Origin of the sequence: Paenibacillus sp. JDR-2, from assembly GCF_000023585.1 — a bacterium.
Lineage (GTDB): Bacteria > Bacillota > Bacilli > Paenibacillales > Paenibacillaceae > Pristimantibacillus.
Map to the genome: position 1 here is coordinate 5,602,262 of NC_012914.1, position 12,859 is coordinate 5,615,120.

A 12,859-nucleotide genomic window follows, 5' to 3' on the forward strand; every position below is an offset into this window, starting at 1 on the left:
TTTCTTTTTGGTTATCCTCGCGGTGCAAGGAAGCCCATTTTTTCTTTAACATCCGCAAGCGTGCGGTCTGCAATCTCCGATGCGCGTTCTGCGCCTTGCTTGAGGATCGCATGAATCTCGCCCGATTCGCGGATTGCTTTATACTTCTGCTGCAGCGGCTCGAGGATATTTACGACCTGCTCGGCCAGATCCTTCTTGAACGGTCCGTAGCCTTGCCCTTCATAACGGGCTTCTACCTCGGCGATTGTCATGTTCGCGCAATGCGAGTAAATGCTGATCAAGTTGCTGATCTCCGGTTTGTTCGCCGGATCATATTTCACTTCGCGGCCGGAGTCCGTTGTGGCTCGGCTGATTTTTTTGCGGATGACGCTTGGCTCGTCAAGAAGGGCAATATAGCTGCCGGCATTCGGATTGCTCTTGCTCATCTTTTTGCTAGCATCGTCAAGCGACATGATTCTTGCGCCAACCTTCGGGATATAAGGCTCCGGAACCGTGAAGAATTCACCGAATCTGGAATTGAAGCGGCTTGCCAGGTCGCGGGTAAGCTCCAGATGCTGCTTTTGGTCATCGCCTACCGGTACAAGGTCTGCATTGTACACAAGAATGTCCGCGGCCATGAGCGAAGGATAAACAAACAACCCCGCGCCAACCGAATCTTTGCCGGCAGACTTGTCTTTGAATTGCGTCATGCGCTCAAGCTCGCCCATACCGGTAAGGGTGGTCATAATCCATCCCAGCTCGGCATGCGCACGCACATGGGATTGCACGAAGATGTTTGCTTTAGCCGGGTCAAGGCCCGCAGCGATAAACAATGCCGCAACCGATTCGATCTGCTCACGGAACATAGCCGGCTCCTGCGGTACGGTAATCGCATGAAGATCCACGATCATAAAGAAGCATTCTTCCGTTTCCTGCAGCTTCACAAAGTTTTGCATCGCTCCGATATAGTTGCCAAGCGTAAGCTGTCCGCTCGGCTGAATACCTGAAAGTACCTTTTTCATAAAAGCTCGTCCCCTTATCTTCTGTTGATCAGTGTCAAATGCGTCTTTGAACGCAAAAAATCCCCCGCCGCAAGGGACGAGGGACCGTGGTGCCACCCTAATTTACTCATTGCCTCCCGCCTATATCCGATACTCATCGGGGCAGGTCGAAGCAACAAGCCTTCATTGTTCCGTAACGGGGAACGGCCGGATAAGCATAGACAGCACATCAAGAGTCTGTGTTCCGCTTTCGGCTCCAGGATCCATTCAGCAATCAGGCTTGCACTGGCTTGCACCGTCCGCCAGCTCTCTGTTACGCATTAACCCCTGTGCTTACTTGTTCCCTTCATCGCATTTCGTACCCTGATTATAGCGCAAGTCTCTACCGCCATGTCAAGCCCGTCCCTCAAAAGTTGTCCTATAAGGGCCAAGCCCCGCATAAGCTGGTTATTAACGCAAACATTTCCTGGTAATTAAAGAGAGGTTGGCTCATGCTGAACATGTTATTCCGATTTGGGACCCCGCTGCTGGGTATCGGATGTCTTGTAATGGTTTGCCTAATATTAGCGGGTCAACCCTGGTCCCTTGCCCTTCTCGAGTCCGATGGCGCGCAAGAGTTTAAAATTGTATTTTTAAGCATTATATTAGAAGCTTTTCCGTTCATCCTGCTTGGCGTTATTTTCTCTGCCTTGCTTCAGGTATTCGTGACCGACGAGATGGTCCGGAAGCTGACGCCTAAGCATCACATGGTCGGCATTCTTTTCGGCGCGCTGCTTGGTCTTGTGTTTCCGTTATGCGAGTGCGGGATGATTCCCGTCGTGCGGCGCTTAATCCGGAAAGGCATGCCTGCTTATATCGGGATTGTGTATTTGCTTGCAGGACCCATTATTAACCCGATTGTCTTTACTTCTACTTATGCCGCTTTCCGCTCGGAACCGCAAATGGCCTACGACCGCCTTATCATCGCCTTTATCGTTACCGTTATTGTCGGCCTTCTCCTTCACCGGTTCATGAAAGACAGCCCTCTGAAAGAATCATCCGCCAACATCTCTGCGCATCGCCATGAGCATAACCATGACAATGACCGCAATTGCGACCATGAGCATCATAATCACCAGACACACGAACATTCTTCCAACCCGGTTAAAAAAAGCTGGCGACTGTCGGCAACGCTTAGCCATGCTTCGGACGAGTTTTTTGATATGGGAAAATATTTGATCTTTGGCGCACTGCTCACGGCCGTTATCCAGTCCTTTATTGACCGTCAGGCATTTGAGGCCGTTGCGGACCAGCCCGTTCTCTCCTATATATTCATGATGGGGCTTGCCTTCCTGTTGTCGATCTGCTCGACCTCGGATGCTTTTATCGCCGCATCGTTTGGGGGGATGTTTGATCATGGCCCGCTGCTTGCTTTTCTTGTGTTCGGCCCTATGATTGATTTGAAAAATACGATGATGATGCTGTCCGCATTCCGTGCGCGGATCGTTCTTTCGATTACGCTGTTGACCTTTGCTCTTGTTCTGGCCAGCGTATGGCTGCTGGAGGTGCTGAGATGAATCATAACTGGATACGGGCAGGCTTCCTGGCGGGGTTTGCCTTCCTCATCATTTACCTCGACCGTTTAGGCCAGCTGCCGCTGTATGTAGCCCCCCGGATCGAGCTGTATGTCAAGCTGTCGGCAATCGTCCTGAACGCCGCCGCCATCCACCAAGCCATGCTGGCCATGCAGCGTAAGCCCCATGCGGATTGCGAGGAATGCGGCCATGATCATTCCCATCATGACCATGACCATGACCGCGACCACGACCACGACCACGACCACGACCACGACCACGACCATTCCATGTCTCCTCTAAAAAGCCTTATAGTCTACGGATTGTTCCTTCTCCCGTTATTGCTTGGCTTCCTGCTCCCTGCGGCTGCGCAGGAACACGAAGTCAACAGCGGCGGAATTCCCCATCTGCATTCCGGAAGCCATGAGGTTAAATAGCGGGTAATAAAAATCAGCCGTGCAGGAAATCCTGCACGGCTGTTCGAATGGATAATGGCTGTAGCCTAGAAATCAAAGCCGGTATGATCGCTGTTCTTTTCCCGCAGCATTTGATGCTTAGGCTGCTGGTAACGATAATTCCAGTTGGCTGTATTATAGTTTGATTCATAACAGATGCTAGCCGACCAGGTGCCCGCGTTCTGCCGGACAGCGAAATCGTACATAATTTCGCCATGAGTCCAATTCCTTCTCAATTTCAAAGCATCAATAGCAAGTTTGCGGAACGCCTGGACCTGAGTTGGTGTCATTCCGCCTTCTCCCTCTTGCTCCAGATTGCCGTTCCTAGTCTCAATCGGATTATGCCGAAGGCCGAATTTGCCTACCGCATTATTCCGGATGTGAATATGAACCGTTCCTCCAACCGCATTTGTAAGTTCCTCTTCTAATTGGCGAAAAACAAAATCAACTTGCCGCGCCAATGGCATAGCATCTATATTCATTATAATTTCTCCTCCTTTCTACCCTTAAAATTTTGAAAAAAGTTGATTCCAACTAGTTCTCAGGTCTGATTATAGAATCTTTTCAATAAATTTACAATATAGTAAATTATAATTTTTTACAATTATCGCGCAATTACATCTATTCATGACAAACTATTTCTCGATCTTATTCGACATTTATAGACCAATTTCACCTCTGATGCTATAATATGGTTATTCTAAAAAAAGGAGCGCTTACATAATGAGCCAATGGTACTATTCCTTATCCGTTAGAAGTAAGCTGATGACCTCCATTTATTTTAATTTGGTCCTAGTTGCAATCGCGCTGAACCTGGTAATTTTATTCAGTGGGGGCTCCATCCTGGCCGGCCTTATCGTAACGGTGGTACTGGCGATTCTCGCTTACCCGACTGTCGGCTTTATAGAGAAGGCGTTAAACTCCTCCTTTGAAGAGATGTCAAACGCGGCGTTCCGGATCTCCAAAGGCGATTTTACGCAACGAATCGATACGGCAGCAAATGCGTCGCTTGGCGAAGTGGGCCATGCTTTTAACAGCATGGTGGACAAGCTGCGTGATATTTTGACCGAAACCTCCAATATTACAAGGCATGTATCCGAAACAAGCCGCAATATTTTTGATAAAAACAACCATATTCAGATCGCAATGGAGCAAGTTGCCGCCTCTTCCAACGAGCTGGCTACGGGCGCTAACGAAATTTCCGAGGATGTTGCGGACATGAGCGAATCCATTGCCGAGATCGAGAAAAAGGTCGCGAATTATGCCCATGCGACAAAAGAGATGAACGAACGCTCCGAGTTCACCTTGGGTCTCGTAGACAAAGGACGAGGAGCGCTGGAAGCGCAATCCGAAGGGATGCGCCGCAACGTGGAAGCTACCGAGAAGGTATCCGAGACGATTACCGATCTGGCCCGCAAGGCGCAGGGCATTACGGCAATGACTACGGCAATTTCCGATATCGCCGAGCAGACCAACCTGCTCTCGCTTAATGCCTCCATCGAGGCTGCACGCGCCGGAGAACACGGCCGCGGCTTTGCGGTAGTCGCTCAAGAGGTTCGCAAGCTTGCCGAAGAAGCTACGGTTTCGACGAAAGAAGTATTCAGTCTTGTGAAGAGTATCGATCAAGGCATTAAACAAACGATCAATCATATGAAAGTAAATGAAGAAGTCGTTAAAATTCAGACTGAGCGGATCCGCGAATCCGAGATGGTCTTTGCCGAGATCGTTCAAAGCGTTCAATTCATTACGCAGCAGATTGCGGCATTCGCAAGCGAAAGCGATCAAATGCTGGAGAGCGCACGCAAAATTTCTGACGCCATCCAAAATATTTCCGCAATTACGGAGGAATCCGCAGCTGGTACCCAGCAGGTATCCGCCTCCATGAACGAGCAGATTTCCTCCGTCCAAGGTGTTGTTCAAGAGACGGAGCGAATGCTCAATATGTCTACCCAGCTTCAACGTACAATTCAAGTGTTCAAGATGAAATGAGACCGCATAACAAAACAGCCGCATCCGCTTAACGGATGCGGCTGTTTTTGTTATGCGCATGATCTCGCTTTTAACGGGGAAAAATAGCTTCGCGACTACATAAGAAACGGAGGCTATAAACGAATGAAGGGAATGCCGACTCTGTACGGCAGTTACAAACGATGGCTTGCTTTGCTGCTTACCATCGTCTTGCTGCTTGCTTCCGTAGAGCAAGCCTATGCTTCTGCACCCGCAAAGCAAAAAAAGAAAAAAACGGCGGATATGTCCTGGGTAAAGATGCATAAGCAGTTTCCTAATACGTTTATCCTGAGCGGTCCAAGAAACGCCAAGCGAATAGCCCTTACTTTTGATGATGCGCCTGACCCGAGGTTTACTCCTCAAATTCTGGATGTACTCGCCAGCTACGATATTTGCGCGACCTTTTTTGTTGTTGGCTCCCGCGCAGTCAAGCATCCTGCTTTAGTCCGGCGTATTCATCGCGAAGGGCATACCGTAGGAAATCATTCTTACAATCACGCCGTCCTGTCACAGCTTAATTCCCGGGAATTTCATACCCAGATCTGGCGAACGGATGCGATCGTAAGCAATATCATCGGGTATCACCCCCGTTTTATACGTCCTCCATACGGAGAAATGCGCCCGGATCAAGTGGCATGGTCGGGCAAAAGCGGATATACCGTCGTTAATTGGGATGTAGACTCCGTCGATTGGCGCAACAATCCGAACAGCAGCATTGTTTTGCACAATATTAAGAAGACCCTGCAGCCGGGATCCATCGTCCTGCAGCATGCAGGAGGCGGGTATGGACAGGATCTGTCCGGAACAATCGAGGCTCTGCCAGTTCTAATCACCCAGCTGAGGAAAAAGGGTTACAAGTTTGTCACGCTTCCTGAACTGCTGAACAAATCCGCCGATAAAATGAAATAACCGGCAGCCTCTCGGCTGCCGGTTACCTTGTTACTTCAGAACGTATACCTTTACGTTTTGAATGCCGAAATTGTTTACCTCTGCAGGCGTGCCCGGCAAATAAATATCGATACGATTGCCTTTAATCGCGCCGCCAACATCGGACGCAGTCGCAATCATCCCGCCAGTTGGAAGGCCATCGGAGTTATAGCCCGTAATGTAAAGCTTTGTGCCAAGCGGAATAACCTTAGGGTCAACCGCAACCGTGCCTACCTTCAGCTTATTGCCGAAGTAGTCCAGGCCTGCCCAGCCGCCGTTCTCGGAAGCATCGCCGCTGTACGCCGTTGCTTGGATTGACAGCTGCTTGCTGAACGTATGGATCGTGCCCGCTTTGTCTGTAACGCTTTGGGCTGTAACCGTAGCAGCTTTTGCAGCTGCTGCCTTGGCAGTTGTTGTAGTCGTTTTTGCTGTTGTAGCCGTTGTTGTTGTCGGGATAACGATCTTAAGACCAGCGTAAATATTCATCGGATCGATTTTTGCATTCGCTTTCATGAGTTTATCAACCGACACGCTATATTTCTGCGAGAGCTTCCAGAATGTATCGCCCTCAACCGCCGTATGTGATTTACTGGCCGCATGAACCGATCCTGTGGCAAAAATAAGAGATAAGCCAAGTACCGCCGTTGTCATCATAGAAGCTTTCTTCATTTGTGTTGTCCCCCTGGTTTCTGCGTATTTAAGTACGGATGCCTTGCTTATGTGAAGAAAAGAAAAGCGTCAGGCGGAACCGCCTGACGCTTGGTTCTTCCGGTTTAATTGACTTCAATAACAGTATTGAAGGATTAGCCTGTGAATTCTTGTACCCACTCGCCATTCACGTAAGCTACGCCGATTTTCGTGTAGTTTGCGTTCAGAATGTTAGCGCGGTGACCGGCACTGTTCATCCAAGCAGTCATAACTTCGGTTGGCGATTTTTGACCCATCGCGATGTTCTCGCCAGCATAGTTGTAAGTCACGCCAAACGATTTCATCATGTCAAACGGCGAACCGTAAGTTGGAGAGTTGTGGTCAAAGTAGTTGTTTTGGTACATGTCTTGCGCTTTTGCCGTAGCCACTTTAGTCAGAAGAGCGTCAGATGTCAAAGCCTTCAGACCGGCATTAGCGCGCTCTTTGTTAACAAGCGTCACAACTTGGGATGCGAACTCGCTTTGCGATACTGTACCGCTGCCTGTGTTGCTTCCAGTGTTACCAGTACCCGTGCTTGGTGTTGTTGGCTTAGTAGTGTTGCCTGTGTTGCCAGTACCCGTGCTTGGTGTTGTTGGCTTAGTTGGTGTAGTAGGCTTAGTAGTGTTGCCAGTTCCTGTGCTTGGTGTTGTTGGCTTAGTAGTGTTGCCAGTTCCTGTGCTTGGTGTTGTCGGCGTTGTTGTGTTGCCAGTACCCGTGCTTGGCTGCGTTACTTCCGTAGGCAATTTAATTGTAATGCCGCCGAAAGTGATTTTGCTCAAATCGATACCGTATTGCTGAGCGATTTGATTAATTGTATCCATCGAAACATTATTGCAATTCGTGGAGTACGTCTTCACAGCTGGTGCTGCACCTGCAGTTGGAGTCGTTACACCTATGCTGATCAAAGCTGCTGCTGCTAAGCTAGTGACACCCACTCGTAATGTTTGCATCTTCATGAAATCATCCTCCTAAAATTGTATGTGGTATAAAAGTTGTTGGCTTGTTTGCTTGTCAGCTCGTTATTCACTTGCCCTCCGACGCCACTTATCGTAACATGTGTTTCGAACTTGTTTCATGGCACAAAAACTGGTAAGTTACGCGTTTTCACTGTAAAAACAGGCGGTTGAGCGTCTTTATGAGAATGTGCTCATTTCTCGCTAAAACCGCAAATTCAGGCGGCTGTTGGCGATTACGCATAGATGTCAGAATATTTCAACTCTAGGAGTATGAAACATTAGAATCCTTTAAGAAAGCGGTTCCAAAAAGAAGGGTAACAAACGAAAAAACTCCCCAAGAAACCGCCTTTTCGGGCAGTCTCTTGAGGAGTTTCTTCAATATATAGCGATTAGTTTACTTTGATGAATTGACCTGTAGCTTGGGATTCAAATGCGCTCAGGATAACTTGAAGCGATTTGCGTCCTTCTTCGCCCGGGATAGCCGGTACAGTGTCGTTAACGATCGAATCGATGAATGCATCTACTACGCCGCTGGACAGCTGTTTCGTGTTTGTGGAGATTTCGCCGACTTTATGCTTTTCAACGGAACCGTCGCGAAGCTCAACGATAACTTGATCTTCAGGATGAGTGCCGATCTTCATAACGCCTTTTTCGCACCACAGAACCGTGCTGTTGTCTTCGCCTTTGTAGTACGTCCAGCTTGCAACCAGGGAACCGATAGCGCCGCTTTGCATGCGTACAACAACGTTTGCGTTGTCGTCTACATCGCCAGCTTTGTCGATTGTACCGATAAATGCGGCAACTTCGGATACTTCATCGTTAAGCAGGTAACGGATTAGGTCGGATTTGTGCACGCCCAGGTCACCCATTGCGCCCATAATAGCTTCAGGCTTGCGGAAGAACCAGCTTCCCGCACCGTCGATGCTCCAGCCGTCCGGACCAGGATGGCCAAACGATGTACGGAAAGTCAGAACGCGGCCAAGAACGCCGGATTCAAGAATTTGTTTAGCTTTTACGTGTGGAGGCATCAGACGTTGGTTATGTCCCACCATCAGCTTCACGCCGTTTTTCGCTGCAGCTTCGACCATTGCAGCTGCTTCTTCGTCCGTTACAGCCATTGGCTTCTCAACCAGGACATGCGCGCCAGCGTTAGCTGCCGCAATCGACATGGAAGCATGCAGGTAGTTAGGGGTACATACGCTTACCGCATCCGGCTTTACTTCAGCCAGCATAGTCTCATAATCGGCATAAGCCTTGCCGCCATGTTTAGCAGCATATTCTTCCGCACGCTCGATTACCGGATCAACGAATGCAACCAGTTCAACATTCTCATTGCCTACATATTCAGGAATATGACGGTGTTTGGAGATGGAACCGCAACCGATTACTGCTACTCTTACTTTGTTCATTATTTTCCCCTGCCTCTTCTATAATCAAAAGTCCAATATTATTGGTTCAAATAGTTCGTTTTCAGCCAGTTGATGCTTTCTTCAACCGATTGAAGCGGCGGATTCGCGCAGCGGTCCTGCTCAACGATCAGCCATTTTACGTTTGCTTGCTCGGATTGCTTGATAAGCGGCAGCAGATCCAGATCGCCGCGGCCAAGTTCAACCGTGTCGATTTCAGCTTTTTCCGTATTTTTAACGAAGTCTTTCAAGTGAACAAGCGGCAGTCTGCCGGCATATTTCGAGATGTATTCAAGCACATCGCGGCCTGCGTATTGCACCCAGCCAAGATCCATCTCGACTTGCAGGAGGTCAGCGCCTACTGTTTCGTACAGCTTGTCGAACACAACTTGTCCATCGATCTCAACTTCGAATTCGAACTCATGGTTATGGTAGCAGAAAACAATGCCTGCTTCTTGGAATCGCTTACCGTATTCCGCGAAGTCTACAATATGCTTTTTCCAAGCCTCTGCGTCACGGACTTCAACGGGAAGCCATGGGCAGATCGCATATTTCGCACCGATTGTAGTCAAATAAGCAATTTCCTCATCGATTTTTGTTTCAAGATTCACAAGAGGAACGTGATTGCCGATTGCAACCAGATTAAGCTCATCTAGCAGCGCTTTCATTTGTTCGGCAGGAATATCTCCGTATCCGGCAAATTCAACACCTTCATAACCCATTGCCGCTACTTTGCGCAATGTACCTTCAAAATCTTGAGCTGTTTCTTCACGAAGCGTATACATTTGTAAACCGATACCCGGACGTGTCACTGACAAGCACTCCTTTATCATTCAATTCCTTGTAGCTGTAAATTTTATTCTTAAAGTCTTACGATTCTCATTATACGGGTTGCCGGAAACAAAAAAACAGTTGTCTTATTACTATTTTCTTATGCGATTTTGCCATTTCTTCCGTTTGATGTGCTTAATTTGTTCTCTATTGCGCCTGCGCGGCCGCAGATTCCTTGAATTGTAAAGAAATCATAACCATTTTTTAAGATTATCTTAATCTTTGTCGCTTAGAATAAGATCATTAGTAAACTTCTATCGAAGATAAACGTCCCGTCTATAGTCCATATTTATCGCCAAAGCAGTAAAAAAGTAAGCTAATTAATATTCGGGCGAAACCTTCTGCAGGTTTTATCCGTATATGTTATATCAAAGTCTATTAATGGAATGGAGGCATTCCCCTATGAAAACAATGATTCTGTTTAATAACCGCACAATTCCCGTTTATTTAACCGATACGAATAAAAAAGCAATTGAGAAATTGTCTGATGTCCTAAACCGCAAGGTTACAACGGGTAAAAATGCCTTGAAAAACTGTATCAGATCGCTGATCAGCGTTGAAATCGTCGGCAGTGAAGCTACGCTCCACTCGCTGTATGAGAAAGATACTTTAACGATCTCATTGTATTAAACCTACTGAGGAAACATTACAATAGCATGTCCCAAAGCCGGCTGTTATCATACGATGCAGCTCGCTTTTGTTGTTTTTCATACGCAGCAAAAAGAAGCCCTGCCGGGCTTCTCAGGCTGTCGAGAAAGTCTCGACAGCCTTCTTTATGTTCAAATAATTCAATACGACACCGCGTTAATATAGTATAATATTAGTATCTAATAGAAACGGATGGTGTCGTTATGTTGCGTTCTAATCGAGACAAACAACAAAACTACGAGCTGGTTTCCATTGAAGACTTGGTGCCTGCTGACCATATGCTTCGCAAGATCGATAAGTACATTGATTTTTCTTTCATTGATGAGAAAGTACGTCACCTCTACTGCCAAGATAATGGTCGTCCAGCCATTGATCCACTTGTACTTTTCAAAATGATTTTTCTCGGTTACTTCTATGGCATTCGTTCGGAGCGCCAACTGGAACGCGAAGTTCAAACCAACCTCGCTTACCGTTGGTTTCTTGGACTCGGTCTGTCAGACCGTGTTCCAGATCACACAACGATTAGCTGGAATCGTAGAACACGATTCAAAGATACTTCTGTTTTCCAAGATATTTTCGATGAAATCGTGCTGCAAGCGATCTCACATCGGATGATTGGCGGACGTGTGCTTATTTCTGACTCTACCCATGTAAAAGCTAATGCCAATAAACATAAATACACAAGAGAACAAGTACAGCAAAACACACGAGATTATGTGAATGAGCTCAATGCAGCTGTTGAAGCAGAACGTAAAGAGCAAGGAAAAAAGCGCTAAAACCACGGAAGGAGGTGAATGAAGACAAAGAGGTAAAAGTTAGTACGACTGATCCTGACAGCGGTTATATGTACCGAGAAGGCAAGCCAGAAGGTTTCTTTTACTTGGATCACCGTACAGTTGATATGAAGTACAACCTTGTTACCGATGTCTTCGTCACCGCCGGTAACGTCCATGATTCTGTTCCTTATCTTTTTCGTCTGGACCGCCAACGTCAGCGTTTTGGATTTAAAGTAGAAGCTGTTGCATTAGACTCTGGCTATTTAACAACACCGATTTGCAAAGGATTAGAAGATCGTAAAATCTTTGGCGTGATTGCCCATCGCCGATTTCATCCAACGCAAGGCTTACAACCAAAATGGAAGTTTACTTATGATGCAGAACGGAATCTGTATGTGTGTCCGCAGCAACAAGAACTGACTTACCGGACGACAGATCGGCATGGCTACCGACACTACGCGTCTGATCCAAAGCAATGCGCAGCATGCCCAATACTGCAGCAATGCACGCGTTCCGCTAACAAACAGAAAATGGTTACCCGACATATTTGGGAGGACAGTAAAGAAAACGTGAGGATGAACCGACTAAGCAAGTCGGGCAAAAAGCTTTACCGTAAACGAAAAGAAACCATAGAGCGAAGCTTCGCGGATGCCAAACAGCTCCACGGGTTTCGCTATTGCCGTTTGCGGGGGTTAAGCAACGTGATGGAACAAGCGTTGATGACCGCTGCGGTGCAGAACATGAAAAAGATCGCCCTCCACCTGGAAAGGAGGGCGTAAGAGGGGTAGCCTCTTGCGTCGCTTCGTTCTACTCACAGAAAACAAAAAGAGAAACCCCACGTTTTAAGAAAACGTGGGGTTTCTCTACAATCTGAGAAGCCCTGCCGGGCTTCTTTTTTTTGCTTTTACTTTGTTGTCGTCTGCTGGTCAGCCTGTTGCTGTCCGTTCTGCGCTCCGCCGCCATTCTGGAATTGACCGCCGCGTCCGCCGCCGCCGAATCCTCCGCCGCCAAAACCGCCCAGACGAATGGATTCTGCTTCCTGCGTATCATCCTTCAATTGTACCGTAATAATATCATCGGCCTTCAGATCAGCCAGCGTCTTGTCTGTTTCCGTCATTTTCCCATCAGCGAAGGAGGCCGACACAATCTTGGTTGCATCCGTTACCGTAATATCCATTGTCTCGTCGGAGAACATATTCTCCATATTGCGCTGGCGTCCGCCGCCGGAGTTCTGCCCATCGCCTGCTTGAGGCGCGGAGCCAGCATCGCCCTGAGGATCTCCAGACGGAGGGTTGCCGTTTGGCGCATCTCCTTGTGCTGCATCGCCCTGAGGAGGATTGCCCGCTTGGCCTCCTTCCGGTCTTTGGAATGAGGATTTATAAATGGTGATAGTCTGGCCATTAATCGATTTGATTTTGCCGATTGTGCCCATCATGGCTCTGCCTTGGAAGTCGCCTTGCTGCCCCTGGTTTTGCTGCTGAGCTTGTCCGGTTGTTCCATTCGCAGCAGTACCCGATTCATCCGACTTAGAACCGCAGCCCGCCAAAGCAACCGAGATTGCGACGGCGCTTAGTACAATTTTCCAGTTATTCATCTCTCGTATTCCCCTTTTATGGCCTTTTGTTTGCATTGT

General features: G+C 47.9%; 13 protein-coding genes. 6 read left to right on the forward strand and 7 right to left on the reverse strand.

Annotated elements, in window-relative coordinates; all coding sequences use genetic code 11:
* Window positions 1-11 precede the first annotated feature (11 nt).
* Complete coding sequence (trpS, locus tag PJDR2_RS24540; protein WP_015846433.1) at window positions 12-1,001, reverse strand: tryptophan--tRNA ligase; 990 nt, start codon at window positions 999-1,001, stop codon at window positions 12-14.
* 470 nt (window positions 1,002-1,471) lie between these two features.
* Between trpS and PJDR2_RS24545 the strand changes: the two genes are divergently transcribed.
* Window positions 1,472-2,536, forward strand: coding sequence for a permease (locus PJDR2_RS24545; protein ID WP_015846434.1), 1,065 nt, complete (start codon window positions 1,472-1,474; stop codon window positions 2,534-2,536).
* Entirely contained in the window at window positions 2,533-2,970 is a 438-nt protein-coding gene (locus tag PJDR2_RS24550) for a DUF1980 domain-containing protein (RefSeq protein ID WP_015846435.1), read from the forward strand. The genes PJDR2_RS24545 and PJDR2_RS24550 overlap by 4 nt, the downstream gene beginning before the upstream one ends.
* A gap of 65 nt (window positions 2,971-3,035) precedes the next feature.
* Here PJDR2_RS24550 and PJDR2_RS24555 read toward each other — a convergent pair whose 3' ends face one another.
* On the reverse strand, window positions 3,036-3,470 hold the full coding sequence (locus PJDR2_RS24555; protein ID WP_015846436.1) for a hypothetical protein: 435 nt from the start codon (window positions 3,468-3,470) through the stop codon (window positions 3,036-3,038).
* Window positions 3,471-3,711: 241 nt separating this feature from the next.
* Between PJDR2_RS24555 and PJDR2_RS24560 the strand changes: the two genes are divergently transcribed.
* Together PJDR2_RS24560 and PJDR2_RS24565 are read left to right on the forward strand one after the other, a co-directional pair.
* A complete protein-coding gene (locus PJDR2_RS24560; protein WP_015846437.1) occupies window positions 3,712-4,977 on the forward strand; it encodes a methyl-accepting chemotaxis protein in 1,266 nt (421 codons plus the stop codon).
* Between the two features lie 123 nt (window positions 4,978-5,100).
* Complete coding sequence (locus PJDR2_RS24565) at window positions 5,101-5,904, forward strand: polysaccharide deacetylase family protein (protein ID WP_015846438.1); 804 nt, start codon at window positions 5,101-5,103, stop codon at window positions 5,902-5,904.
* Between the two features lie 30 nt (window positions 5,905-5,934).
* Here the strand turns inward: PJDR2_RS24565 and PJDR2_RS24570 are convergent, their stop codons facing one another.
* From PJDR2_RS24570 to PJDR2_RS24585, 4 genes are all read right to left on the reverse strand, one after another.
* Window positions 5,935-6,591, reverse strand: a complete 657-nt coding sequence (locus PJDR2_RS24570; protein WP_015846439.1) for a 3D domain-containing protein — start codon at window positions 6,589-6,591, stop codon at window positions 5,935-5,937.
* A 134-nt stretch (window positions 6,592-6,725) separates the two neighbouring features.
* On the reverse strand, window positions 6,726-7,565 hold the full coding sequence (locus PJDR2_RS24575; protein ID WP_015846440.1) for a CAP domain-containing protein: 840 nt from the start codon (window positions 7,563-7,565) through the stop codon (window positions 6,726-6,728).
* A 389-nt stretch (window positions 7,566-7,954) separates the two neighbouring features.
* Window positions 7,955-8,974 carry a Gfo/Idh/MocA family protein gene (locus tag PJDR2_RS24580; RefSeq protein WP_015846441.1) on the reverse strand — a complete coding sequence of 340 codons (1,020 nt, stop codon included), beginning with the start codon at window positions 8,972-8,974 and terminating at the stop codon, window positions 7,955-7,957.
* Between the two features lie 38 nt (window positions 8,975-9,012).
* Window positions 9,013-9,783, reverse strand: coding sequence for a sugar phosphate isomerase/epimerase family protein (locus PJDR2_RS24585; RefSeq protein ID WP_015846442.1), 771 nt, complete (start codon window positions 9,781-9,783; stop codon window positions 9,013-9,015).
* 421 nt (window positions 9,784-10,204) lie between these two features.
* Between PJDR2_RS24585 and PJDR2_RS24590 the strand changes: the two genes are divergently transcribed.
* Both PJDR2_RS24590 and PJDR2_RS32570 read left to right on the forward strand, forming a co-directional pair.
* Window positions 10,205-10,432, forward strand: a complete 228-nt coding sequence (locus tag PJDR2_RS24590; protein WP_015846443.1) for a hypothetical protein — start codon at window positions 10,205-10,207, stop codon at window positions 10,430-10,432.
* 221 nt (window positions 10,433-10,653) lie between these two features.
* Window positions 10,654-12,005 (forward strand): IS1182 family transposase gene (locus PJDR2_RS32570; RefSeq protein WP_085982381.1). Its coding sequence is split into 2 segments (ribosomal slippage): window positions 10,654-11,221 and window positions 11,221-12,005, totalling 1,353 coding nucleotides; the frame shifts between segments, so codons are not numbered across the junction.
* 125 nt (window positions 12,006-12,130) lie between these two features.
* Here the strand turns inward: PJDR2_RS32570 and PJDR2_RS24605 are convergent.
* Window positions 12,131-12,820 carry a proline-rich domain-containing protein gene (locus PJDR2_RS24605; RefSeq protein WP_015846444.1) on the reverse strand — a complete coding sequence of 230 codons (690 nt, stop codon included), beginning with the start codon at window positions 12,818-12,820 and terminating at the stop codon, window positions 12,131-12,133.
* Window positions 12,821-12,859: the final 39 nt, after the last annotated feature.